The following is a 23,038-nucleotide window of genomic DNA, read 5'->3' on the forward strand; positions in this document are numbered from 1 at the left end:
ATGCACGTCGTTTTCCGCGAAAGCCACGGGTTGGAAGAGACCGAGACGCCGACGGATCTGGGGCAGAGCCCAGCCGATCTGGTGGTTTTGTCCTTCTCCGACAGTGATCTCGGTGCTTTCGCGGCGGCGTGGCGACGCGGGGGCGGCCCGGAAGGGCGCCTGCCCACGCTGCGATTGGCCAATCTGGTGGCGCTCAAACATCCGCTGTCCGTCGACACCTATGTCGAACAGACCCTTGAGGGCGCAAAGGGCATCCTGATCCGGCTCATCGGCGGGGTGCCCTATTGGTTTTACGGGCTGCAGCAAGTGCGGGCCTTGGCAGAGCGGAAAGGCATCGCACTGGCCGTCTTGCCCGCGGATGGCCGGGTGGATACGCGTCTGGATGACTATGCCACGCTGCCCGTATCCACTTTGCGCAGGCTCGCGCATCTCTGTGACACGGGCGGCGTGGTGGCGGCACAGGCGGCGCTGGCCCAATTGTCCCTTGCGGCGGGGCTTTATGCCGGGCCGGTCAAGGGTGCGAAGGTTCTGCCGCCCTTGGGCGCCTGGACCCCGGAACATGGAGTCACCTGTCCTGTCATGGCGCAGACGCCCGAGGCCAAACCGCGCATTCTGGTGACCTTCTACCGGTCCTATCTGGTCTCCGCCGATCTGGCACCGATCACGAAGCTTTTTGAGGTCTTCCGGGCGCGCGGTTATGATGTCACGGGGCTCTTCGTCCCTTCACTCAAGGCCCCTCAGGCCGCCGCATGGTTGCGTCGGCAGGTGGCGCATCTGAAACCGGCGGCGATCGCGAACGCGACCGCCTTTAGCGGCAAGGGAGAGGATGGCACCTCGCCGCTGGATGCAGGTGAGGTGCCGGTGTTTCAAGTGGCGCTCGCCACATCGACCCGCGCCGCCTGGGCTGAGGCAGAGCGGGGATTGTCCCCTGCCGATCTGGCCATGCATGTGGTGTTGCCAGAGGTGGATGGGCGGCTCATGGGCGGCGTGGCGTCGTTCAAAGAGCCCGGCGTCCGCGACACTGATCTGGAATACTCCCGGTTCGCCCATGCGCCGGACGCGGATCGGATCGACGCGATTGCGGATCGGGTGCACGGCTGGCTCACGCTGGCGCGCACGCCCATTACCGAACGTCGCGTCGCGCTGGTGCTCTCGACCTATCCGGGCAAGGATTGGAACATGGGCCATGCGGTCGGGCTGGATGCACCGGAATCCGCGCTTGCCATTCTGCGGGACCTTGCCACCGTGGGCTATGACGTAGCGCCCGTTGCGGATGACCTGTCGCACCGGCTGCTCGAACAGCGCGAAATCTGGCCGATCGCAGCATATGAAGCGGCTCTGGGCAAGTTGCCGCAAAAGCTTCGCGATGATCTGACCGAAGCGTGGGGCGCGCCGGAGACCGATCCGGACGTGCGGGATGGGTCATTTCACTTCTCCATGTTGCGCGAAGGCGCCGCCGTTCTGGCGCTCCAACCGGAGCGGGGCAACCACGCGCAGCGCGATGATGATTATCACGACCTGTCGCGCACGCCGCGCCATGCCTATGTGGCGTTTTACCTGTGGCTCCAATCCCATGTGGACGCGCTTGTGCATATCGGCGCGCATGGCACGCTGGAATGGCTGCCTGGCAAGTCAGTGGCCCTATCCGAGACCTGTTGGCCAGAGGCGCTGACCGGGGCGCTGCCGGTGATTTATCCGTTCATCGTGAATGATCCGGGCGAGGCGGCACAGGCCAAGCGGCGGATCGGTGCGGTGACGCTGGGCCACGTACCACCGCCCCTGCGGGAAAGCGGCACGCCGGACCGGTTGGTGCGTCTGGAAGCGCTGCTGGATGAGTTTTCCAATGCGGACGGGCTCGACCCTCGGCGCCGGGACCGTTTGCAGGAAGACATCCGCGCCGAAGCGCAGGCACTGGGCGTCGAGGAGGACCTCGGGCTGGACCGTGCCGGGTGCGACGCCGAGGCGATCACGCGCATTGACCGCTTTGTCTGTGACATCAAAGAAAGCCAGTTTGGCGAGGGGCTGCACATCTGGGGGCGACCCGTTAAATCGGAGACTACTTTCGAGACGGCATCGTCAACCAGGGCAGAGCGGCAATCGCTGCTTGATGCGCTGAATGGCCGACGCATTGCCGCCGGGCCCTCCGGCTCCCCCTATCGCGGGCGGACCGATGTGCTGCCCACCGGGCGCAATCTCTACACCACGGACCCGCGTGCCGTACCGACCCGGGCCGCCTATAAGCAGGGCGTTCGGCTGGCCGAGGAATTGGTGCGCCGCCACCTGCAGGAGGCTGGAGACTGGCCGCGCGGGCTGATCGTTGATCTCTGGGGGTCGGCCACGATGCGCACAGCGGGCGAAGACTTTGCCATGGCACTGCATCTGCTGGGCACGCGCCCGGTATGGGATGCCGGGTCCGAGCGGGTCTCGGGGGTCGAGGTCTTGCCCATCACCGAACTGGACCGCCCGCGGATCGACGTCACGCTGCGGGTTTCGGGGCTGTTCCGCGATGTCTTTCCGACGCTGTCGGCGCTTTTTGGTCAGGCGGTCCGCGCCCTGGCCGCGCGGGACGAGGCCGCTGACTGGAACCCTTATGTCGGGCGCAGTGATCTGGCGAGGGTCTATGGCCCGGCCCCGGGGCGTTTCGGCGTTGGCATGACCGACGCGGCAGAGACCTACACGGCCGAGGGCCGTCAGCGCGCCGGTGAAGCATGGCTCAACGCCAGCGCCTGGAGGCTGGATGGCGACGAGGCCGAACGGCACGAAGACGGCATTCGCGCCCGTGTGGCCGAAGCGGATACCTTTGTGCACGCGCAGGACCTGCCCGAAACGGATCTGCTGCTGGCGGCTGACTACGCCGCGCATGAGGCCGGATTTGCGGCGGCGCAGGCGATCACCGGCGGGCAGGCGGCGCTCTATCATCTCGACAATACCGACCCAAACCGCCCCCGGGCGCGGGCCTTGCCCGAGGAAGTCGCCCGTGTGGTCCAGGCGCGGGCCGCCAATCCGGGCTGGGTTGCGGGTATGCGCGCGCATGGCTTTCGCGGTGCGGCAGAGATTGCGGCAACGTTGGATCACATGGCTGCTTTTGCGCATCTGGCAGGGGCTGTTTCACCGCATCTCTTTGATCTCTATCACGATGCAACGCTGGGCCACGCGGAGACGGATCAGTTCTTGCAGGATGCCAACCCGGCAGCCCACGCGGCCATGCTGGCACGGTTCGCCGAGTTGCATGCCGCCGGTCTGTGGCAGACACGGCGCAACTCGATCCTGGCCCAGTTGGAAGCTGCACAATGAGCGTGCAGCTCAGTGTGAAAGGATGGTGCCCGGGGGCATTCAAACCGATGATGTCGGGCGACGGGCTGATCGTGCGGGTGCGCCCGTTTCACGCCCGCCTCGATCGCGGGCAGGTGCTTGGTCTGTGCGATCTGGCACAGACCTATGGCAACGGCTTTCTGGACCTGACCAACCGCGCCAATCTTCAGATCCGGGGCGTGTCGGAGCAAGGGTTTGAGCCGCTGCTTGCCGCATTGAACGATCTGGACCTGCTGGACGCAACGCCTGAGATAGAGGCGCGCCGGAACATTCTGGTGTCTCCCTTCTGGGACGCTGGCGATGACACCCACGACATCGTCACGCATTTGCTGGAGGCGCTGCCCTCTTTGCCGGACCTGCCTGCCAAGTTCGGATTTGCCATCGATACCGGGCCTGCACCGCTCTTGCAGAATGCCTCGGCAGATATCCGGGTGGAGCGTAGTGCGGAGGGGTTCATCGTGCGGGCCGATGGGTCGCCCCTGGGGCAACCGGTGCCGCGCAGCGCGGTCATCGCGACCATCTTGGAGCTTGCCGCATGGTTCACGGCAGAACGCCGACCGGACGAGCGGCGCATGCGGACCCTGCTTGCACGCACCTCCTTGCCGCAGGGATGGGACACGGCGGCGCCACTGGCTGCCGGGCCCCTGCCTGTGCCCGGACCCCATGCCGCCGGACTGATCCTGGGCGCTGCCTTTGGTCAGCTTGATGCCGGGGCATTGGCGCGGGCCATGGAAACATCCGGCGCGCGGGCGCTGCGGGTCACACCGTGGCGGCTCTTTGTGCTGGAGGGGAGCTCTGCGCTCACCGGTGCGGATTTTGTGTCAACGCCCGATGACCCGTTGTTGCATGCAGATGCCTGCCCCGGCGCCCCCTTCTGCGAGAGTGCCAGCGTCGAAACGCGCGGGCTTGCACAGGCGCTCGCGCAAGGAATGTCGGGCACGCTGCATGTGTCGGGATGTGCCAAGGGATGCGCGCGCAGCCAACCGGCTGACGTGACTTTAGTTGGCAAAGCGGGACGATTTGACCTTGTCCGGCAGGGATGTGCATGGGATGCCCCCGAGAAATCCGGGCTGGTGCCCAATGACCTTTTGGCGGAAGTGAAGAGCCATTGATGACCTACACCTATGAGACCAACGGCGCCGCGATCTACAAGCAGTCCTTTGCCACGATCCGCTCGGAAGCACAGCTGGACCGGTTCAGCGCGGATGAAGAGCAGATCGCCGTGCGGATGATCCACGCGGCAGGGCTTGTCGGTCTGGAAGAACACATCCGGCTCTCCGCTGACTTCGCGCAGGCCGCGCGGGCGGCGTTGGAGGCCGGCGCCCCGATCCTTTGCGATGCGCGCATGGTCAGCGAAGGGGTCACGCGCCCGCGTCTGCCGGCAGACAATCAGGTCATCTGCACCCTGCATGATGATGGCGTCCGCGACCTCGCGGCCAAGATGCAGAACACGCGCTCTGCCGCAGCGCTGGAGCTGTGGCGGCCCCATCTGGCCGGTGCCCTGGTCGCCATTGGCAACGCACCCACGGCCCTGTTCCACCTGCTCAACATGCTGCAGGACCCCGCGTGCCCGCGCCCGGCTGCGATCATCGGTTGTCCGGTGGGCTTTGTCGGTGCCGTGGAGAGCAAGGATGCGCTCTGGGCGGATCAACCGGTGCCCTGTTGCATCGTGCAAGGACGCCTGGGCGGCAGCGCGATCACCGTCGCGGCCGTCAACGCCCTTGCGAGCCGCGCGGAATGAGTGTCGGCACGATTTACGGCGTTGGCCTTGGTCCGGGTGATCCGGATTTGATGAGCGTCCGCGCGGACAGGTTGCTGCGGAACGGGCGTCATGTGGCGTTTTTCCGCAAGGCGGGCCGGTCCGGGCAGGCACGGCGCATCGTCAACGGCATGCTGCACGACGAGGTGGTGGAATTCGCGATGGAATACCCGGTGACCACGGAAATCCCGGTCACCGATCCCGGCTACAACGCGGCCCTCTCTGCGTTCTATACAGAATGCACCGACCATCTGCGCAAACTGGCCGAAGCTGGGGAAGATGTCGTGGTGCTGTGCGAAGGGGACCCCTTCTTTTTCGGTTCCTTCATGCATCTATATACCCGGCTGAAAGACGTGGTGCCGGTCGAGGTCGTACCGGCGATTACGGGTATGTCGGGGGCCTGGACGGCCACCGGGCAACCGGTCACCTGGGGGGATGATATCCTGACGGTGCTGATGGGGACCTTGCCAGAGGACATGCTGGCCGACGCCATGCAGCGCAGCGATGCCGTCGTCGTCATGAAGATCGGCAGACACTTTGAAAAGGTGAAATCGGCGCTGAAACGGGCAGGCAAACTCGACGCCGCCTGGCTGGTGGAATACGCCAGCATGCCCAATCAGACAGTGCAGCGCCTGTCCGAGGCAGGTGACAAGATCACGCCCTATTTCTCCATCATCGTGGTGCATGGGCAGGGACGCAGACCATGAGCGGCTGGCTGGTCATCGCAGGGTTGGGGCCGGGTGATCCGGACCTTATCACCCCGGAGGTGAGCCGTGCGCTGGCCGAGGCGACGGATGTGGTGGGCTATATTCCCTATGTGGCGCGGGTGCCTGAACGCGAAGGCCTGCGCCTGCATCCAAGTGACAATCGCGTGGAAATCGACCGGTCCAATCATGCGCTGGAAATGGCGGCGGCAGGGCGGCGCGTCGTGGTGGTGTCATCCGGTGATCCGGGCGTTTTTGCCATGGCGGCCGCGGTGTTCGAAGCGGTCCAGGCCGGACCGCCGGGCTGGCATGCGCTGGACATACGGGTTGCGCCCGGGATCACGGCGATGTTGGCCGCTGCGGCGCGGGTGGGCGCGCCTCTGGGTCATGATTTTTGTGCGATTAACCTCAGCGATAATCTCAAACCCTGGGCGCTGATCGAAAAGCGGCTGCGACTGGCGGCAGAAGGCGATTTTGCCATGGCGTTCTATAACCCACGGTCGAAATCGCGCCCCGAAGGCTTTGAAAAAACGCTATCGATCCTCAAGGACGCCTGCCGCGATGACCGCCCCATCATCTTTGCGCGGGCCGTCTCCACACCGGAGGAAAGCATCCGTATCGTATCCCTGTCGCAGGCGACGCCCGATATGGCGGATATGCGCACGATGGTGATTATCGGCTCCTCCACCACCCGTGTGATCGAACGGGATGGCGCGCCGATTGTCTATACGCCGAGGTCGGTGGAGGCATGACCCACCCAGTCCAATACGGCATGGGCATCATGCACTTCATGCCGGGGGGGCAAATCCGGGCGGGCGATCATGATGACCGGCAGCCCCAGTGCGCGCGCGGCGCGGATTTTGGCATAAGCCCCTGTCCCGCCAGAGTTTTTCGACACAACCAGCGAAATTGCGTGCTGGCGCATCAAGGCGAGGTCACCGTCAAAGCTGAACGGGCCACGGTCGACCTCGACGTGATGGTCGGGCAGGGCGGGCGGTGTTTCGGGCGGATCGACGAGACGCAGCAGGTAGAAATGCTGTGGTCGCGGGGCGAACGCGGGCAGGTTCATCCGCCCGATGGCCAGCATGACGCGCGCGGCGGGCCGGTCCAGCGCGGCGACGGCACCGTCGATATCCGCAACATGGGTCCAATTGTCCCCCGGTTCCGGCGTCCAAGGGGCGCGGGTCAGCGCGGTGAGCGGCACGCCGGTTTCAGAACAGGCAGCAATCGCATGCCGGCTCATCTGCGCGGCAAAGGGGTGTGTGGCATCAACCACATGGGTGATGGCGGCCTGGCGCAGATAGTCCACCAGCCCCGCAACACCGCCGAACCCGCCAACCCGCTGCGGCAGCGGTTGCCGAACCGGCCGCGCCACGCGACCGGCAAAGGAGATCGTGCCCCGCACACCTGCATCGCTCATGGCGTGACAGAGCGCGGTGGCTTCGGTCGTGCCGCCAAGAACAAGCAGGTTTGGCTCCATGTCTGAGACCCCGTGGTTGACCATCATCGGATTGGGCGAAGATGGCCTCAAAGGCCTGGGGCCTGCAAGTCGAACCGCCCTTGAGGCTGCGGAAATCGTCATGGCCCCCCCACGGCATCTGGCGCTGGTGGGCGATTTGCCGTGTGAGACGCGACGCTGGCCGGTTCCCTTTTCTGACGGCATCGATATCCTGTCGGGCCTGCGGGGCAAACGCGTGGTTGTGCTGGCATCGGGTGATCCTTTCTGGTTCGGCGCAGGGGCCACGCTGGCGCGCCATCTGGAGCCGGAAGAGTGGTGTTCCTTCCCCGGTCCCTCCAGCTTTTCCCTTGCGGCCAATCGCATGGGCTGGTCGCTGGAGCGGACGGTTTGCCTGGGCCTGCATGCGGCTCCCTTGACGCGCTTGCGGCCTCATTTGGCACCCGATGTGAAAATCATCGCGCTGCTCCGCGATGGTGACGCCGTTGGGGCGTTGGGGGCCTATCTGAGCGATGCCGGGTTTGGGGCTTCCGCTTTAAGCGTGCTTGAAGCCTTGGGGGGGCCGCGCGAGCGGGTGACGCATCTGCGCGTCGATGCCGTTGCGACGGAGCGCTTCGAACATCCCCTTTGCGTCGCCGTTGAGGTTGCCGGGGGTGGGGCTGCCCTGCCGCTGGCCAGCGGTCGACCGGACGACTGGTTTGAAACGGACGGGCAGATCACCAAGCAACCGGTGCGCGCGATGACACTCTCCGCGCTGGCTCCAAGGCCCTTTGAACACCTGTGGGACATTGGTGGCGGTTCCGGATCCATCGGGATCGAATGGTTGCTGACGCATCCGACACTTGAGGCCACGAGTTTTGAGCCGAACCCGGACCGTGCCGCCCGGATCAGTGCAAATGCCGGGCGGCTTGGGGTCGACCGCCTGAAGGTCGTCACCGGTGCAGCACCAGATGCGTTGGTTGGGCAGAAAGAGCCGCAGGTGGTTTTCATTGGCGGCGGGCTGACCGGCGCGCTGCTGCAGTGGCTGGAGAGTAATCTTGCCAAGGGCACGCGGTTGGTGGCAAATGCCGTGACACTCGAAACCGAAGCACTTGTTGCTGAAGCCCACCGCCGCCTAGGCGGCACGCTGATCCGGCTGGAGGTGGCGCGCGCCGAGCCGCTGGGGCCGAAACGCGGGTGGAAAACCAGCTACCCGATTGTTCAATGGAGCGTGTCCCTATGATTGCCGCCGGTTTTGGCTTTCGCAAAACCGCCTCCGTCGGCAGTTTGCAGGACGCCCTTGATCGTGCCTGCGAGGCCGTGCAGCCGGATGTGCTGGCAACATCAGAAGACAAAGCAACCGCAGAGGCGTTCCGTCTCTTCGCGGAAAAGATCGGAATACCAGTGAAGGCTGTGCCCGCCGACATCCTGCAGCAGCAATCCACCACAACCCAGTCTGAGGCCTCGCAAAAGGCGCATGGCACCGGATCGGTCGCCGAGGCCGCAGCCCTTGCCGCAGCTGGCCCGGACGCCCGCCTCTTGACCCTTAGACATATTTCAGCCGACAAGCTTGCGACCTGCGCGCTTGCCATCAGAGAGACATCATGACCGTCCATTTCATCGGCGCCGGACCGGGCGCTCCCGACCTTCTGACCCTGCGCGGGCGCGATCTTATTGCGTCCTGCCCTGTGTGCCTCTACGCGGGCTCCCTCGTGCCGGAGGCGATCCTTGCGCATTGCCCACCGGAGGCAGAGATCGTGAACACCGCGTCGATGTCGCTGGATGACATCATGGGCGCGATCCAATCCGCACATGCGGCGGGTAAGGATATCGCGCGGCTGCATTCAGGCGATTTGTCCGTCTGGTCCGCGATGGGCGAACAAATGCGCCGCCTGCGCGCGGCCGGTATCCCGGTGTCGGTCACGCCCGGCGTGCCTTCCTTCTCGGCCGCCGCCGCCGCCTTGGGGGCGGAGCTGACCCTGCCCGGGCTGGCGCAATCGGTGGTGCTGACCCGCACGCCGGGCCGGGCCTCTTCGATGCCGGAAGGCGAAACCCTGACGAATTTCGCCGCGACCGGTGCAACCCTGGCCATCCATTTGTCCATTCAGAACCTTGATACGGTTATCGATGATCTGACGCCCGCCTATGGTGCCGACTGCCCGGTGGCGGTGGTTTATCGTGCCAGTTGGCCGGATGAGCAGATTATTCGGGGTACGCTCTCGGACATTGCCACGCGACTGGATGCCGGGATTGCGCGCACGGCGCTGATCCTCGTTGGACCGGCTTTGGCAGCGGAGGGGTTTGACGAAAGCTGCCTCTATTCAACGGATTACGACAGGCGCTACCGCCCGCAAAGCGCGGAAAGCCCCTGGGCAAGCTGGAGCCATGGCGATGACTGATATGCCGGGCATCATGATCTCTGCGCCGTCATCGGGGACAGGGAAAACAACGGTGATGCTGGGGCTGCTGCGCGCGCTGGCAGAAGACGGGCTGCGGGTGCAACCCTTCAAATCCGGGCCGGACTACATCGACCCGGCCTTTCACCATGCGGCCAGTGGACGCGCGTCCTTCAACCTCGATAGCTGGGCGATGGGGTCGGATTTGCTGGCCGCAATATCCGCCGAGGCGACGGGTGCCGATATCTGTGTCGCCGAAGGGTCTATGGGCCTCTATGATGGTGTGGCCACCCGGGGGCAGAGCGGATTTGGCAGCAGCGCTGAGACGGCGCAGCGCATGGGCTGGCCCGTGGTTCTGGTCGTGGATGTCAGCGGGCAGGCGCAATCGGCGGCGGCAACGGCGCTCGGATTTCAGGCCTACAACCCGGATGTCCCCTTTGCCGGGGTGATCCTGAACCGCTGCGCCTCGCCGCGCCATGAACGCCTTGCGCGTCTGGGCATGGAAAACGCCGGGTTGAACGTGTTGGGCGTCCTGCCACGCCGGGGGGACCTGACCTTGCCGGAACGCCATTTGGGGCTGATCCAGGCAGTTGAACATCCCGATCTGGAGGCCGCCATTGCAGGCTATGCGCAGTTTCTGCGCGACCATGTCGACATCGCGGCCATTCGTGCAGCGGCCAAGGGCCAGATCACACCCCTCGACAGCGCCAAGCTGCCAACACCACCGGCTCAGCGTATCGCCCTGGCGCGGGATGCGGCGTTTTCCTTTACCTATCCGCATGTGCTCAAGGGCTGGCGCGAGGCGGGGGCGGAAATCCTGCCCTTTTCCCCGCTGGCGGATCAGGCCCCGGATGCAAGCGCCGATTTGGTCTGGCTGCCGGGGGGCTATCCGGAACTGCATGGTGGCGTGCTGGCCTCAGCCACCACATTTCAAACCGGCTTGCGGAAACACGCAGAGACGCGGCCCGTGCATGGGGAGTGCGGGGGCTACATGGCCCTTGGAGAAGCGTTGATCGACAAGGAAGGCACCCGGCACCAGATGGCAGGGCTGCTGGGTCTTGTCACCAGCTACGAGAAACGCAAGTTCCATCTGGGTTATCGGCGGGCGGTGCTGACGGCCCCGCTGCCGGGGTATGGGCCGGGTGTTGCTTTGCGGGGGCATGAATTCCACTATTCTACCATTCTGGAACAACCCGATGCGGCGCTGGCCGACGTCGCAGATGCTGACGGCAACTCCGTGCCCGAGACCGGATCGCACCGTGATCACGTTTCCGGCACGTTTTTCCACTTCATCACCGCAGAGGAAAACGCGTGACCGGTTTCGTCAGCTTTGTGGGGTCCGGTCCCGGCGATCCCGAGCTTTTGACGCTGAAGGCTGTAGACCGGTTGAAACGCGCCGATGCCGTACTGTTTGACGATCTCTCCTCGGGGCCGATCCTCAGCCATGCGCGATCGGGCGCAGATCTGGTCGGGGTCGGCAAACGGGCAGGGCGGCCTTCACCGAAACAGCAGCACGTCAGCCGACTGTTGGTTGAATACGCGCAGATGGATCAGCGTGTGGTGCGCCTGAAGTCAGGCGACAGCGGGCTTTTTGGCCGGCTGGAGGAGGAACTGGTGGCCCTGCGCGCGGCGGGTATTCCATATGAGATCATTCCGGGCATCCCCTCCGCCTGCGCCGCTGCGGCGGCGGCGGGCATTCCGCTGACGCGGCGTCTGACCGCGCGCCGTGTGCAATTTGTCACCGGCCATGATGTCAGTGGTCAACTGCCACAGGATTTGGACCTGCAGGCGCTTGCCGATCCGACAGCATCAACGGTGGTGTTCATGGGTAAACGCACCTTCCCCAAACTGCTGGAAGAGCTGACCAAGAGAGGCCTGCCGCCTGACACACCGGCGATTCTCGCCGAAAGTGTCAGCAGCCCGGAGCAGAGCATCCATCGCTCCACCGTGTCACAACTGGCGAGGCAGCTGGCACAGGAAATCGGTGATAAACCGGCCCTGATCCTCTATGGGCCGTTTGCCGAGGGTTGAAAGTCGCTTTTCTGCTTGTTCGGGCGCGCGCATCGGAGATAGGACTGGACTACGGTGCCACGTTTTGTGGCTGAAAAGGGAACTGAGTGAAAGTCTCAGACTGCCCCCGCAACTGTAAGCGGTGAGCGCGATGGATGACCCACTGGCCTGACGGCTGGGAAGGACCTGAGCGCTGCGACCCGCAAGTCAGGAGACCTGCCGCACAACGCAACGCCGTGCTTGCACGGGATATTACCTGCCGGAGGGGCAGGACAGAAAGGACAGCACATGCATATCGAACCAGGCGTAGTAGATGGGGCCAAGATGGCCTTTGCCTACGCAACCGCAGCAGGCGCCGCCGGATACACCGCGAAACTCGCTTTCGAAGACCTCAAAAGCCACAACGTCGCCTCTTTCGCGCTGCGCACGGTCATTGCTACCGTGGGCACCTTCATCTTCTTCGAAGTGCTGCCGCATTTCGCCGTAGGTGTCTCTGAAGTACACTTCATTCTGGGCACCACGCTGTTCCTGTTGATGGGAGCAGCACCCGCCGCCCTTGGTCTGGCCCTTGGCCTGCTGGTTCAAGGCGCGTTCTTTGCGCCCAGCGACCTGCCAATGTTTTTCGTCAACGTCACGACGCTTCTGGTGCCGCTCTTTGCGATCTCGGCGCTGGCCAACCGGTTCATCCCGCGGGACAAAGCCTATGTTGACCTTGCCTATGCGGATGTCTTCAAGCTCTCTGCGATGTATCAGGGTGGCGTCGTCGCCTGGGTGGCCTTCTGGGCTTTCTACGGCCAGGGCATCGGGGCGGAAACTGCGCAATCCGTGCTGACCTTCGGGGCCGCCTACATGCTGGTCGTCCTCATTGAACCGATTGCCGATCTGGCGGTGCTCGCGGGTGCCAAAGCAGTGCGGTCGGGCAAACTGTCGGGCCTCTTCACGTCACGTCTTTACAACGCGGCCTGATCCGATTGACATCAATGGCCCGGGTCCCTTTGCGGGGTCCGGGCTTTTTCGCGGACATTTCTCATGATCGATACCCTCTGGCTCATCGGCATCGGCACCGGGTCGCCCGCCCATGTCACGATGGAGGGGATGCAGGCTATCCGCGAGGCATCGGTCATTCTTGTCCCCCACAAAGGCGCGGGCAAAGATGATCTCGCCTCCCTGCGGCACGGCATCATTGCCGCCGCCGGATCGACGGCGCGGATTGTACCGTTTGACTATCCCATCCGCGATCCCGCCTTGCCCTATCTGGAGCGGGTCGAACGCTGGCATGACGAGATTGCCGCCCGCTGGCAGACGGCACTGGCAGATGTCGGCGTATCCGGTCCGGTTGCCTTGCTGGTCTGGGGCGATCCATCGCTTTATGACAGCACGATCCGTATCGCCCGGCGTCTGACCCCACAACCGACGCTGCGGGTTGTGCCGGGGATCACCGCAGTTCAGGCGCTGACCGCCGCCCATGGCATCCCGCTGAACGATGTGAATGGCCCCATCCAGATCACCACGGGCCGCCGTTTGCGCGATCACGGCTGGCCAATTGGCGCGACACGTCTTGTGGTTATGCTGGACGGGGAGGCCAGTTTCCAACATCTGGACGAGCCTGACCTGCTGATCTGGTGGGGGGCTTATCTGGGCATGCCCGAACAGGTTCTGGATCACGGGCCGCTGGCCGATGTGGCCACAAGGATCGTTGCCGCGAGACAGGCGGCGCGTGCGCAGCATGGGTGGATCATGGATACCTATCTTCTGGGCAGGCCGCAGGACGCGCACTAGAAAGTGATCGCCTCCAGTTGCGAGTCGTTCTCAAACTCCTTGACAGTTGCGAGTGATTTGCATTTACAGTCGAGAAAGCCCTATAGTCATGACGGAGACTCCAATGCTGTACTCGCTGATCAAATCCACGTCCTGCGCCGTTTTCGCCGCCGTTCTTGCGACACATGCCTATGCCGACGACAAGATGAAGGTGGTCACGACCTTCACCGTGCTTGCGGATATGGCGGCAAATGTCGCCGGTGACGCGGCAGATGTGGTCTCCATCACCAAGCCCGGCGCTGAAATTCATGGCTATGAACCAACGCCGCAGGACATCGTGCGCGCATCGGATGCCGATCTGATCCTGTGGAATGGTATGAACCTGGAGCTGTGGTTCGAACAATTCCTGTCCAATCTCAAAGATGTTCCATCAGCGACCCTCACGGATGGGATCGACCCGATCCCGATTGCCTCGGGCAGCTACACCGGCAAACCCAACCCGCATGCCTGGATGGGGCTAGACAATGCGTTGATCTATATCGACAATATCGCCAAAGCCTTCGCGGAGCAGGATCCGGAAAACGCGGAAATCTACGCGGCAAACGCAGCTGCCTACAAAGACGAATTGCGGGCGACCATAGAACCGCTGCGTGCGGCCATCGCGCAGATCCCGCAGAACGCCCGCTGGCTTGTCACCTGCGAAGGGGCCTTCAGCTATCTGGCGCGTGATTTCGGCATGAAGGAGCTGTACCTCTGGCCGATGAACGCGGATCAGGTGGGCACCCCTCAACAGGTGCGCGGTGTCATTGATGCGGTCCGCGCCAACGATATCCCGGTGGTGTTCTGCGAGAGCACGGTAAATACGGCCCCGGCCAAACAAGTCGCGCGGGAGACCGGCGTTCAATATGGCGGCGTCCTTTATGTGGATTCGCTGAGCACAGCGGACGGTCCGGTGCCGACCTATCTGGACCTTCTGAAAGTGACGGCGGGGACCGTGGCCACAGGGCTGACGGAGGCGACCAATTGATTGACGGGCAAATGCGCCCTATTTGCAGGCGATGAAGCAGCATGTGCGGTCGGTGAGGACTGCGCATGCTTTGCAAGGTGAGGACGACCGAATGCGCGATGATCTGCCAGCAGAACGGGAGCTTCCCGGTGGCGATGCCCGCACCAGCGGCCTGATGGCGCAGGATGTGACGGTCACCTATCGCAACGGCCACACCGCCTTGTGGAACGCCAGCTTCGAAATCCCGCGCGGTACGGTGACGGCACTGGTCGGCGTGAACGGTGCGGGCAAGTCGACGCTCTTCAAGGCGATCATGGGGTTTGTCCCGGCCTCAAAGGGGGAAATCCGCATTCTGGGTCAAAGCGTGCGCGACGCGCTGCGCCAGAACCTCGTCGCCTATGTGCCGCAGTCCGAGGAGGTCGATTGGGCCTTCCCCGTGCTGGTCGAAGACGTGGTGATGATGGGGCGTTACGGGCATATGGGGTTTCTGCGCCGCCCCGCCCCTGCCGATCACGCTGCCGTCGATCAGGCGCTTGCCCGCGTCAACATGCAGGACTACCGCCACCGCCAGATTGGGGAGCTGTCCGGCGGCCAACGCAAACGTGTCTTTCTGGCCCGCGCCCTGGCGCAGGACGGGCAAGTCATCCTGCTGGACGAGCCTTTCACCGGTGTCGATGTGAAAACCGAAGAGCAGATCGTGGCGCTGCTGCGATCCTTGCGCGACGAAGGCCGGGTGATGCTGGTCTCAACCCATAACCTTGGGTCCGTACCGGAATTCTGCGACCGCACGGTTCTGGTCAAGGGCACCGTGCTCTGTCACGGCCCCACGGAAACGACTTTCACCCGCGAAAACCTCGAAAAAGCCTTTGGTGGCGTGTTGCGGCACTTCACCCTTGGCGGCGACACGCTGCACGACGATGAAGACGCCCGCGCGGTCACGATCTTTACCGATGATGAACGCCCGTTTGTGCAATACGGCGACAAAACCCAACGGACGGAGCCGCGGGAGTGATCGAGACGCTCGCAGAACCCTTCGCCTACACCTACATGACAAACGCCATGTGGGTCTCTGCACTGGTGGGGGGTGTCTGTGCGTTCCTGTCGGCCTACCTGATGCTCAAGGGATGGTCGCTGATCGGCGACGCGCTGTCCCATTCCGTCGTGCCCGGCGTCGCGGGGGCCTATATCCTCGGTCTGCCCTTCGCGCTTGGGGCCTTTATCGCGGGCGGGCTTGCGGCGGGGGCCATGCTGTTCCTGTCCGAACGCTCCGGTCTCAAAGTCGATGTGATCATCGGGCTGATCTTCACCTCTTTCTTTGGCCTGGGCCTTTTCATCGTTTCGCTCAACCCGATGTCGGTGTCGATCCAGACCATCACCATGGGCAATATCCTTGCCATCACACCAGAGGACACGCTGCAACTGGCGTTGATCGGGTTTGTGTCGCTTGCTGTGCTGCTGGCGAAATGGAAGGATCTGATGGTGACCTTCTTCGATGAAAATCACGCGCGCGCCATCGGGTTGAACCCCGGCCTGCTCAAGGCTGTCTTTTTCGTGCTGCTGTCCGCCTCTGTGGTGGCCGCGATGCAGACCGTCGGCGCGTTTCTGGTGATAGCCATGGTCGTCACCCCGGGCGCCACCGCCTACCTGCTCTGTGACCGCTTCCCGCGCCTCATCGCGACCTCCGTGGCCATCGGCGCAGGCAGTAGCTTTGCCGGCGCCTACATCAGCTATTTCCTCGATGGCGCCACGGGCGGTATCATCGTCACCCTGCAGACGCTGATCTTCCTTCTGGCCTTCGTCTTTGCCCCCACACACGGGCTGCTGGCGGCGCGGCGCAAGGCCAGGATTGCCTTGCGAGAGGGCGCGCCCATCCCGGTGGAGGAGGTCGCCTGATGGATATGCAGACCCTCCTGATGCCCTTCACCTTCGGCTTCATGCAGAACGCCTTCCTAATCTCGATCATCGTGTCCGTGCCCACTGCTTTGTTGTCCTGCTTTCTGGTGATGAAAGGCTGGGCCCTCATGGGCGATGCGGTCAGCCACGCCGTTCTGCCGGGCATCGTGCTGGCCTATATTCTGGGCATCCCGCTGATCCTCGGCGCGTTTGCGGCAGGCATGACCTGCGCCCTCGCAACGGGGTACCTCTCCAGCAACAGCCGGGTGAAACAGGACACGGTGATGGGGGTGGTCTTTTCCGGCATGTTTGGCGTGGGCATCGTTCTCTATGTCTCGGTAGAGACAAATGCGCATCTGGATCACATCCTCTTTGGCAACATGCTCGGGGTTGAGGCGCATGAGCTCTGGACGGCCGGTATCATCTCGGCAGGCGTAGGGCTGATGCTGGTGCTCAAGTGGAAAGACTTGCTGTTGCACAGCTTCGATCCGGCACAGGCGCAGGCCTCCGGACTGTGGGTCAATTGGTTGCACTATGGTCTGCTGGCCGCCCTGTCCCTGACCATCGTGGCCACCCTGTCGGCGGCAGGGTTGATCCTTGCCATCGGACTGCTGATCGCACCGGGCGCGATTGCGTTTTTGCTGGTGCGCAAGTTCTCGACCATGCTTTGGGTGTCCGTGCTGGTGTGCATGGTGTCCATGCTGCTGGGTACTTACGCCAGCTTTTTCCTCGACAGTGCGCCCGCCCCGACAATCATCCTGATCCTTACGGCTGTCTTTATCGTGGCCTTTGTGCGCCGCCAGATTGTGGCGCGGCGCATGTCCATGCGCAGGGTCGCGGAAAGCTAGAACGCATTCCAACCCGCACAAAAAAAGCCCCGCGTGATGCAGGGCTTTTCTGATCTTATGAGGTCTGCTTATTCAGCAGGGCTGGCCGACATGTCGTCGTCGATCTGATCAAAGGTGGTCGGAACCCCGGCTGCCTCGCGGCGACCGTCGTTGAAGATCGCCTTGATCAGCGCGATACACATCAGCGCCATCACGATGGAGAAGGGCAGCGCCCCGATCACCATCGCGGTCTGAATGGCTCCGGTACCGCCAGAGATCAGCAGACCGCCAACCACCAGCGCCAGCGCAGCACCCCAGAACAGGATGTGCGGACGTGCCTTTGGGCCTTCGTCGCCCGCGGCGTTGATGGTGTTCACGATCAGCACCGCAGAGTCAGCAGAGGTGACCAGGAAGGTCATCAGCAGAACCACGATGATCACCGCCATACCCCAAGCCAGTGCCTGCGCGATCGGCGCCAGCATGAACTCGGTCATCGCAAAGATCTTGTCGCCGTTGGCGGCATCCAGGATCAGGCCGTTGGCCCCACCGTTCAGTTCAAGATCGATCGCTGTACCACCGGCCCATGCGAACCAGACAAAGCACATCAGCGACGGCACGATCATCGCACCCAGCACGAATTCACGGATGGTCCGACCGCGCGAGATGCGCGCCAAGAACAGACCCACGAAAGGTGCAAAGGCAATCCACCAGGCCCAGTAGAACACCGGCCACCAGCCCTGCCACTGTGTCAGCAGGAAGGCTTCGGACCCTTCGACGCCGTCAGAGCTGTAGACGTTGAAGCTCAGCCACGGCAGCGCGATCAGGTAGTCCCAGATCCCGACGAAGAAGGCCATCGCCCCGAACCAGGTCGCGCCAAAGAGGATGAAGAAGCTCAGCAGGAAGATCGACAGCACCATGTTGATGTTCGACAGCCATTTGATGCCCTTACCAACCCCGGAGAGGGCCGAAAGCGTTGATGCGCCCATAATGACCAGCAAGGCAATCACAATGCCCAATGTCGTTGCGGAGCCATCTTCCAGCGCAAGACCGCCGATGCCAATCCGTGTGAGACCTGCCACAAACTGCTCAACACCGAAACCAAGCGTCTGCGCCACACCAAGAATGGTTGCCACAACCGCGACGATATCGATGATATGGCCCACCGGTCCGGACAAGGATTTGCCGAACAGAGGGGTCAGCGACGAACGGATCGTCAGCGGCAGCCCCCGGCGGTAGCTGAAGAACGCCAGTGCGAGACCCGCAATGGCGTAGCACGCCCATGCACCCAACCCCCAATGCAGGTAGGACCACACATAGGCCGTCCGGACATTGTCCGCTTCAAGCGCTGTTGTCACACCCTGAATGACTGATGGGTTGTTTTTGAAGTGCGCGACCGGTTCCGCAACAGCCCAGGTCAGCATGCCGACGCCGATACCAGCGCCGAACATCATCGAAAACCACGAGAAATTCGTGAATTCGGGTTTTTCACCATCGGTGCCCAGGTTCAGACGTCCGGCCGTCGGCCAGATGGCCAGACCGATACAGACGATCACGAAGGCGGTCACAACCCAGATGTACCAGGCCGCGAATTGCGCGAGAATTGCAGTGTTCCAGTTGCCCAGAACGGTGCCCGCCTGAGTTGGCCAGACGATACACCAGACCACCAGCATACTGATGATGATCTTACTGATGACGGTCACGTTTACGCTGAACCCCCGATAAAAACCGCTATCGGCGGTCTTGATCGGCAGATCAGATAGTGGGGGTTTTATGGACATTTATTGTCTCCCTGTTCCCTGTTGGCGCGCATCGGAGATGCCAGCGCGTGTCATGGTAGGGGTAACAGTAAAGGTTGTATAGTGTTTGATAAGTGGCAACATTGTCGACTATAGTTTGATAATTAGGAAACCTTAGATGGCGAAACGCGCACTCTTGCGGTCTTTGAGCGATGTGGACATCCGGTTGATCCGGGTTTTCATCGCTGTGACAGAGTGCGGCGGCTTTGCAGCGTCAGAGCTGGAATTGAACATTGGCCGCTCGACAATCTCGAAACATATCTCTGATCTGGAACTGCGCATCGGGCTGAAGCTCTGCAACCGGGGCCCTGCCGGATTTTCCCTGACGCCGGAGGGCGAACAGGTGCTGGAGGCGGCCCATGACCTGCTGGCGTCGCTGGACGGGTTCCAGGCCCATATCGACAATATCCACATCCATCTGACGGGCACCTTGCGGCTCGGGCTCTTTGATCAGTCGACGACGAACCCTGAGGCGCGGGTCCACAAGGCCATCCAGGCCTTCGATGCCTCCGCCCCGGATGTGGCCTTTGAGATTGCGCTGGATCCGCCGGGGGTTTTGGAGGCGCGGGTCACGGATGGCACCCTCGACATCGCCATCGTGCCAATCCATCGGCAATCCTCCATCCTGCAGTATACACCGCTTTATCAGGAGCATATGACGCTCTATTGCGGCGAAGGACATCCGCTCTTTGATGTGCCGGAAACAGCGCGCGCCGATGCTCTGAACCTCGCGCAGTACAAATATGCGGGATACGCGTTCAACTCCCCTAATATGAAGGCGGGGCAGTCCTTGGGCATTCGTCGCGCAGCGCGCGTGCAGGAGGAAGAGGCGCTCTCCCTCTTGATCCAATCGGGTCGCTATCTGGGATATCTGGCGGATCATGTGGCGGAAACATTTCTGCGCAAAGGCGCCGTGCGCCCCGTTGCCGCGCAGGACACAGGCTACAGCAGCACCTTTGCCGCCATCGTCCGCCGAAAACCGGAGCCGACCCGGAAGACCGAAGAGTTCCTCAATTGCCTTGTTGCGGCACACCAGGCCTAGGACTGTGGGTCAGGCTTTCGGGGGTTGCACTGTCGGAGACGCCATTTCGCGATCCGCTTCGGGCACGTTCAGGGTTGACCAGGTGTCATCCCGCGGCGGTTCCGGCGGGGTGTCGCAGGCGCGGCGGTGGATGTTCACCTTGGCCATGAAATTCGCCGAAATCGGGGCTGTCACGAAGAGGAACGACATGATCAGAAGCTCGTGCAGCGACCCGTCTCCCACCGTGAAGGAATGGATCATGGAGGCGAGCAGCAAGGCGCCGATCCCTACCGTGCCAACCTTTGTCGGTGCATGCAGTCGGGTCATGGAGTCGTTGAACTTCAGCAGGCCAATCGCGCCCACCATGGCAAAGCCCGCCCCGACAAGCAGGCAGATGGCAACGGCGTAGGTTCCGATAATCTCAGCGGTCATTCGATGATATCCCCCCGCAGAACAAATCGCGCATAGGCGACGGTTGAGACAAACCCCAGCATGGCAATGATCAGCGACACCTCGAAGTAGATGCGCACGCCCTGTGCAATGCCGAGCAAGACAATGAGGCCGATGGCGTTCACAACCATCGTGTCGAGCGCCAGAATGCGGTCACCCGTCGATGGCCCCATCACCAGCCGGATCATTGACATGGCCTGCGCCAGAGCGATGACGACGAAGGTCACGATGAGCGCAATGTCCATCAGCTGTGTCGCGAAACTCATGCGAAAATCTCCTTCAGGCGGCGCTCGTAGCGGGTTTTGATCTCGTCACGCACGGCGTCGGGATCCTCCGTGTGCAGCACATGCACAAGCAGGCTGTGCCCTTCGTCCGACAGATCGGCCGAGACGGTGCCGGGGGTGAGCGTGATGGTGCCGGCGAGGATGGTAATGGCCTCGGGCTGGCGCAATTCCAGCGGGACCACGATCCACGCGGGCCGCAGTTTAGAATTGGGTTTGGTCAGAACGATCCAGGCCACCTGCACGTTGGCGACCATGATGTCCCAGATCACCATGATGCTGTAGGTCACCATGCGACTGACGTGAAAGGCGCGGGGCGTATCCGGCCACCAGACCGATGTGCCCCAGGGGATGATGATCCCGAGGATCACGCCAAAGACCACCATGCCTGCCGAGATTTCATTTTGCAGCAGGGTCCAGACCACCGCGAGCAGCAAAGTGACAAGGGGGTGTGGCAGGAGCCAGCGGTATGCCTTGATCATGTCAATATCCCTCCTTTGGTGTGCTGAGTTTACCGGGTGTGTCCAGCACGGTCTCTATGTAAGGTTCCGGATTGAAGAGCTGGTCGGAAATATCCGCCATGTAGGCGGTCGCCGGTCCGGCAAAGACCGTGTGCGCCACCAGCAGCGCCAGCAACCCGCCCACCGCAACATAAGACAGCGTCGCAGGCGCGGGAGTGGTGGCGGGGGGCTCTGCCGCCTCGTCCGCCACCGGCATTGATTTTGCCTTCCAGAAGAGGGTGCTGCCCGCGCGGGAAAAGCCGACGACGCAGATCAGGCTGGACGACAGGACCACGGCCCAGATCCATGCGGCTGCCGAGGTGGAAAAGGCCGCATCGAGGACCAGCAGCTTGCCGACAAAGCCCGACAGCGGCGGCAGACCGGCCATGGCAATGGCCGCCAGAAAGAACAGCGCAGAAGTCAACGCGGCCCCTGGCACGACAGGCTGGGCGATCAGGTTGAGATCCGCGCGTCCGGTTCGGACCAGATCGACGATCAGGAACAGGGCGGCTGCGGCCAGTGTCGAATGCACGGTGTAATAGAGCGCTGCCGTGATGCTGGTGGGCGTAAAGAGCGAGATCGCCACCATCACCATCCCCATCGACCCGATGACCGCAAAGGCCACAAGACGGTCGAGGTGACGGGCTGCAAGCACGCCGATCATGCCAATGGCCAGCGAGGCGAGCGCGGCAGGCATCAGCCATGTGGTGTGTAGCCCGGCGGTCACGTCCAGATCGGGGCTGAAGATCATCGTGTAGACGCGGATGATCGCATAGGCGCCGACCTTGGTCATGATCGCAAAGAGCGCGGCCACCGGCGCGGGCGCTTCGGCATAGCTCGAGGGCAGCCAGAAGTGCAGCGGCAGCACCGCCGCCTTGATCGCGAAGACCAGCAGGAGCAGGACGGCAGCAAGGCGAATGCCAACGGTTTCCGCGCCGTCGATCAGGCGCACTCGCTGGGCCAGATCGGCCATGTTCAGCGTCCCGGCTTCGGCGTAGATCGCGCCGAGGGCAAAGAGGAAAAGGGTCGATCCCAGCAGGTTGAAAAGCACATATTGCACGCCCGCACGCAGGCGCGCATTGCCGCCTGAGTGGATCATCAGACCGTAGGAAGCAATCAGCAACACTTCGAAGAACACAAAGAGGTTGAAGAGGTCACCGGTCAGGAAGGCGCCCATGATCCCCATCAGCTGGAACTGGAACAGCGCGTGGAAATGCCGCCCGCGATTGTCCCATTCCGATCCGATGGCATAGAGCAGCACAAAGAGCGCCAGCACGGCTGTCAGCAGCACCATGAGCGTGGACAGCCTGTCCGCCACCAGAACGATCCCGAAGGGCGCGGCCCAATCGCCAAGCTGGTAGAGCGTGATGGTCCCGTCCGAGGCCTGCCAGGCAAGGCCTGCGGCCACGGAAATCAGCGCCAGAACCCCGGCGACGGAGAAGACGCGCTGAATGCCGATATGGTAGCGCGCGGCCAGCACGATAAAGGGGGCCAGCAGGGCAGGCAGCACGACGGGGGCAATGATCCAATGGGTCATGCGGCGTCTCCCGTACCCTTAGAAGCTTCATCCGGGGCGTCATCCACGTGATCGTCGTCCGACCCCAGATAGGCGCCAAGGGCGATCATCACCACGACCGCGGTCATCCCAAAGGAAATCACGATGGCCGTGAGCACCAGCGCCTGTGGCAGCGGGTCGGTGTAGACCTCGACACCATCGCGCAGAATGGGCGGGGCGCCGACGCTCAGCCGCCCGGAGGCAAAGAGAAAGACGTTGACCGCATAGGTCAGCAGCGAAATGCCCAGGATCACCGGGAAGGTACGCAGGCGCAGCATCAGATAGATGCCCCCTGCCGTGAGAATGCCGATGGCGGATGCGACAAGCAATTCCAT

At 62.9% G+C, this 23,038-nt stretch carries 24 protein-coding genes and 1 riboswitch; of the genes, 17 read left to right on the plus strand and 7 right to left on the minus strand.

Annotated features, from left to right (window positions below; genetic code table 11):
• The 5 genes from cobN to cobJ are packed head-to-tail and all read left to right on the plus strand — an operon-like array spanning nt 1 to nt 6,527.
• Complete coding sequence (cobN, locus tag ISX84_RS06590) at nt 1–3,294, plus strand: cobaltochelatase subunit CobN (protein WP_195819559.1); 3,294 nt, start codon at nt 1–3, stop codon at nt 3,292–3,294.
• Nucleotides 3,291–4,424: a precorrin-3B synthase gene (gene cobG, locus ISX84_RS06595; protein WP_195819560.1), complete on the plus strand. Its 1,134-nt coding sequence runs from the start codon at nt 3,291–3,293 to the stop codon at nt 4,422–4,424. The genes cobN and cobG overlap by 4 nt, the downstream gene beginning before the upstream one ends.
• Nucleotides 4,424–5,053: a precorrin-8X methylmutase gene (locus tag ISX84_RS06600; protein WP_195819561.1), complete on the plus strand. Its 630-nt coding sequence runs from the start codon at nt 4,424–4,426 to the stop codon at nt 5,051–5,053. Before cobG ends, ISX84_RS06600 begins: the two co-directional genes overlap by 1 nt.
• Nucleotides 5,050–5,778, plus strand: coding sequence for a precorrin-2 C(20)-methyltransferase (gene cobI, locus ISX84_RS06605; RefSeq protein ID WP_195819562.1), 729 nt, complete (start codon nt 5,050–5,052; stop codon nt 5,776–5,778). The genes ISX84_RS06600 and cobI overlap by 4 nt, the downstream gene beginning before the upstream one ends.
• Nucleotides 5,775–6,527 (plus strand): precorrin-3B C(17)-methyltransferase, encoded by a 753-nt coding sequence (gene cobJ / locus ISX84_RS06610; RefSeq protein ID WP_195819563.1) that lies wholly within the window; start codon nt 5,775–5,777, stop codon nt 6,525–6,527. The genes cobI and cobJ overlap by 4 nt, the downstream gene beginning before the upstream one ends.
• Here the strand turns inward: cobJ and ISX84_RS06615 are convergent.
• A complete protein-coding gene (locus ISX84_RS06615; protein WP_195819564.1) occupies nt 6,500–7,255 on the minus strand; it encodes a cobalt-precorrin-6A reductase in 756 nt (251 codons plus the stop codon). The two genes, cobJ and ISX84_RS06615, sit on opposite strands and share 28 nt — an antisense overlap.
• Here ISX84_RS06615 and cbiE point away from each other — a divergent pair.
• The 11 genes from cbiE to ISX84_RS06670 all read left to right on the plus strand — a co-directional run bounded on the left by cbiE (nt 7,254) and on the right by ISX84_RS06670 (nt 17,121).
• Nucleotides 7,254–8,453, plus strand: coding sequence for a precorrin-6y C5,15-methyltransferase (decarboxylating) subunit CbiE (gene cbiE / locus ISX84_RS06620; RefSeq protein WP_195819565.1), 1,200 nt, complete (start codon nt 7,254–7,256; stop codon nt 8,451–8,453). The two genes, ISX84_RS06615 and cbiE, sit on opposite strands and share 2 nt — an antisense overlap.
• Entirely contained in the window at nt 8,450–8,818 is a 369-nt protein-coding gene (locus ISX84_RS06625; protein ID WP_195819566.1) for a cobalamin biosynthesis protein, read from the plus strand. Before cbiE ends, ISX84_RS06625 begins: the two co-directional genes overlap by 4 nt.
• Nucleotides 8,815–9,609, plus strand: a complete 795-nt coding sequence (cobM, locus tag ISX84_RS06630; RefSeq protein WP_195819567.1) for a precorrin-4 C(11)-methyltransferase — start codon at nt 8,815–8,817, stop codon at nt 9,607–9,609. Before ISX84_RS06625 ends, cobM begins: the two co-directional genes overlap by 4 nt.
• Entirely contained in the window at nt 9,602–10,921 is a 1,320-nt protein-coding gene (locus ISX84_RS06635; protein ID WP_195819568.1) for a cobyrinate a,c-diamide synthase, read from the plus strand. The genes cobM and ISX84_RS06635 overlap by 8 nt, the downstream gene beginning before the upstream one ends.
• Nucleotides 10,918–11,637, plus strand: a complete 720-nt coding sequence (cobA, locus tag ISX84_RS06640; RefSeq protein ID WP_195819569.1) for a uroporphyrinogen-III C-methyltransferase — start codon at nt 10,918–10,920, stop codon at nt 11,635–11,637. The genes ISX84_RS06635 and cobA overlap by 4 nt, the downstream gene beginning before the upstream one ends.
• Nucleotides 11,638–11,672: 35 nt before the next feature.
• Nucleotides 11,673–11,854, plus strand: a riboswitch (cobalamin riboswitch).
• A 50-nt stretch (nt 11,855–11,904) separates the two neighbouring features.
• Nucleotides 11,905–12,582: an energy-coupling factor ABC transporter permease gene (locus ISX84_RS06645; protein ID WP_195819570.1), complete on the plus strand. Its 678-nt coding sequence runs from the start codon at nt 11,905–11,907 to the stop codon at nt 12,580–12,582.
• A gap of 63 nt (nt 12,583–12,645) precedes the next feature.
• Nucleotides 12,646–13,395, plus strand: coding sequence for a precorrin-6A synthase (deacetylating) (cobF, locus tag ISX84_RS06650; RefSeq protein WP_195819571.1), 750 nt, complete (start codon nt 12,646–12,648; stop codon nt 13,393–13,395).
• 103 nt (nt 13,396–13,498) lie between these two features.
• A complete protein-coding gene (locus ISX84_RS06655; RefSeq protein ID WP_195819572.1) occupies nt 13,499–14,401 on the plus strand; it encodes a metal ABC transporter substrate-binding protein in 903 nt (300 codons plus the stop codon).
• A 91-nt stretch (nt 14,402–14,492) separates the two neighbouring features.
• On the plus strand, nt 14,493–15,392 hold the full coding sequence (locus ISX84_RS06660) for a manganese/iron ABC transporter ATP-binding protein (RefSeq protein ID WP_195819573.1): 900 nt from the start codon (nt 14,493–14,495) through the stop codon (nt 15,390–15,392).
• Complete coding sequence (locus ISX84_RS06665; RefSeq protein ID WP_195820255.1) at nt 15,392–16,273, plus strand: metal ABC transporter permease; 882 nt, start codon at nt 15,392–15,394, stop codon at nt 16,271–16,273. Before ISX84_RS06660 ends, ISX84_RS06665 begins: the two co-directional genes overlap by 1 nt.
• Before the next feature lie 5 nt (nt 16,274–16,278).
• The gene (locus ISX84_RS06670) at nt 16,279–17,121 is read left to right on the plus strand and encodes a metal ABC transporter permease (RefSeq protein ID WP_326838726.1); all 843 of its coding nucleotides are present in this window, start codon (nt 16,279–16,281) and stop codon (nt 17,119–17,121) included.
• 68 nt (nt 17,122–17,189) lie between these two features.
• On the opposite strand, the gene ISX84_RS06675 is transcribed toward ISX84_RS06670, so the two are convergent.
• Nucleotides 17,190–18,878, minus strand: a complete 1,689-nt coding sequence (locus ISX84_RS06675) for a BCCT family transporter (protein ID WP_195819575.1) — start codon at nt 18,876–18,878, stop codon at nt 17,190–17,192.
• 136 nt (nt 18,879–19,014) lie between these two features.
• Here ISX84_RS06675 and ISX84_RS06680 point away from each other — a divergent pair, with 136 nt between their 5' ends.
• Nucleotides 19,015–19,938, plus strand: a complete 924-nt coding sequence (locus ISX84_RS06680; RefSeq protein WP_195819576.1) for a LysR family transcriptional regulator — start codon at nt 19,015–19,017, stop codon at nt 19,936–19,938.
• A gap of 9 nt (nt 19,939–19,947) precedes the next feature.
• Here the strand turns inward: ISX84_RS06680 and ISX84_RS06685 are convergent, their stop codons facing one another.
• From ISX84_RS06685 to ISX84_RS06705, 5 genes are read right to left on the minus strand one after another with little or no spacing between them, the layout of a single operon-like run.
• Nucleotides 19,948–20,349, minus strand: a complete 402-nt coding sequence (locus ISX84_RS06685; protein ID WP_195819577.1) for a Na+/H+ antiporter subunit G — start codon at nt 20,347–20,349, stop codon at nt 19,948–19,950.
• Nucleotides 20,346–20,633 (minus strand): K+/H+ antiporter subunit F, encoded by a 288-nt coding sequence (locus ISX84_RS06690; RefSeq protein WP_195819578.1) that lies wholly within the window; start codon nt 20,631–20,633, stop codon nt 20,346–20,348. The genes ISX84_RS06685 and ISX84_RS06690 overlap by 4 nt, the downstream gene beginning before the upstream one ends.
• Nucleotides 20,630–21,130, minus strand: coding sequence for a Na+/H+ antiporter subunit E (locus tag ISX84_RS06695; protein WP_195819579.1), 501 nt, complete (start codon nt 21,128–21,130; stop codon nt 20,630–20,632). The genes ISX84_RS06690 and ISX84_RS06695 overlap by 4 nt, the downstream gene beginning before the upstream one ends.
• A 1-nt stretch (nt 21,131) precedes the next feature.
• The gene (locus ISX84_RS06700) at nt 21,132–22,685 is read right to left on the minus strand and encodes a monovalent cation/H+ antiporter subunit D (RefSeq protein ID WP_195819580.1); all 1,554 of its coding nucleotides are present in this window, start codon (nt 22,683–22,685) and stop codon (nt 21,132–21,134) included.
• Entirely contained in the window at nt 22,682–23,038 is a 357-nt protein-coding gene (locus ISX84_RS06705; protein WP_195819581.1) for a Na+/H+ antiporter subunit C, read from the minus strand. Before ISX84_RS06705 ends, ISX84_RS06700 begins: the two co-directional genes overlap by 4 nt.

Source organism: Roseobacter sp. MH60115 (assembly GCF_015644665.1).
Classification (GTDB): Bacteria; Pseudomonadota; Alphaproteobacteria; order Rhodobacterales; family Rhodobacteraceae; genus Roseobacter.

What these genes read in the sequence shown, in the direction of transcription:
- cobN (WP_195819559.1), top strand. Translation starts at nt 1, where the DNA reads ATGCACGTCGTTTTCCGCGAAAGCCACGGGTTGGAAGAGACCGAGACG.
- cobG (WP_195819560.1), top strand. Translation starts at nt 3,291, where the DNA reads ATGAGCGTGCAGCTCAGTGTGAAAGGATGGTGCCCGGGGGCATTCAAA.
- ISX84_RS06600 (WP_195819561.1), top strand. Translation starts at nt 4,424, where the DNA reads ATGACCTACACCTATGAGACCAACGGCGCCGCGATCTACAAGCAGTCC.
- cobI (WP_195819562.1), top strand. Translation starts at nt 5,050, where the DNA reads ATGAGTGTCGGCACGATTTACGGCGTTGGCCTTGGTCCGGGTGATCCG.
- cobJ (WP_195819563.1), top strand. Translation starts at nt 5,775, where the DNA reads ATGAGCGGCTGGCTGGTCATCGCAGGGTTGGGGCCGGGTGATCCGGAC.
- cbiE (WP_195819565.1), top strand. Translation starts at nt 7,254, where the DNA reads ATGTCTGAGACCCCGTGGTTGACCATCATCGGATTGGGCGAAGATGGC.
- ISX84_RS06615 (WP_195819564.1), bottom strand. Translation starts at nt 7,255, where the DNA reads ATGGAGCCAAACCTGCTTGTTCTTGGCGGCACGACCGAAGCCACCGCG.
- ISX84_RS06625 (WP_195819566.1), top strand. Translation starts at nt 8,450, where the DNA reads ATGATTGCCGCCGGTTTTGGCTTTCGCAAAACCGCCTCCGTCGGCAGT.
- cobM (WP_195819567.1), top strand. Translation starts at nt 8,815, where the DNA reads ATGACCGTCCATTTCATCGGCGCCGGACCGGGCGCTCCCGACCTTCTG.
- ISX84_RS06635 (WP_195819568.1), top strand. Translation starts at nt 9,602, where the DNA reads ATGACTGATATGCCGGGCATCATGATCTCTGCGCCGTCATCGGGGACA.
- ISX84_RS06645 (WP_195819570.1), top strand. Translation starts at nt 11,905, where the DNA reads ATGCATATCGAACCAGGCGTAGTAGATGGGGCCAAGATGGCCTTTGCC.
- cobF (WP_195819571.1), top strand. Translation starts at nt 12,646, where the DNA reads ATGATCGATACCCTCTGGCTCATCGGCATCGGCACCGGGTCGCCCGCC.
- ISX84_RS06655 (WP_195819572.1), top strand. Translation starts at nt 13,499, where the DNA reads ATGCTGTACTCGCTGATCAAATCCACGTCCTGCGCCGTTTTCGCCGCC.
- ISX84_RS06660 (WP_195819573.1), top strand. Translation starts at nt 14,493, where the DNA reads ATGCGCGATGATCTGCCAGCAGAACGGGAGCTTCCCGGTGGCGATGCC.
- ISX84_RS06670 (WP_326838726.1), top strand. Translation starts at nt 16,279, where the DNA reads ATGCAGACCCTCCTGATGCCCTTCACCTTCGGCTTCATGCAGAACGCC.
- ISX84_RS06675 (WP_195819575.1), bottom strand. Translation starts at nt 18,878, where the DNA reads ATGTCCATAAAACCCCCACTATCTGATCTGCCGATCAAGACCGCCGAT.
- ISX84_RS06680 (WP_195819576.1), top strand. Translation starts at nt 19,015, where the DNA reads ATGGCGAAACGCGCACTCTTGCGGTCTTTGAGCGATGTGGACATCCGG.
- ISX84_RS06685 (WP_195819577.1), bottom strand. Translation starts at nt 20,349, where the DNA reads ATGACCGCTGAGATTATCGGAACCTACGCCGTTGCCATCTGCCTGCTT.
- ISX84_RS06690 (WP_195819578.1), bottom strand. Translation starts at nt 20,633, where the DNA reads ATGAGTTTCGCGACACAGCTGATGGACATTGCGCTCATCGTGACCTTC.
- ISX84_RS06695 (WP_195819579.1), bottom strand. Translation starts at nt 21,130, where the DNA reads ATGATCAAGGCATACCGCTGGCTCCTGCCACACCCCCTTGTCACTTTG.
- ISX84_RS06700 (WP_195819580.1), bottom strand. Translation starts at nt 22,685, where the DNA reads ATGACCCATTGGATCATTGCCCCCGTCGTGCTGCCTGCCCTGCTGGCC.
- ISX84_RS06705 (WP_195819581.1), bottom strand. Translation starts at nt 23,038, where the DNA reads ATGGAATTGCTTGTCGCATCCGCCATCGGCATTCTCACGGCAGGGGGC.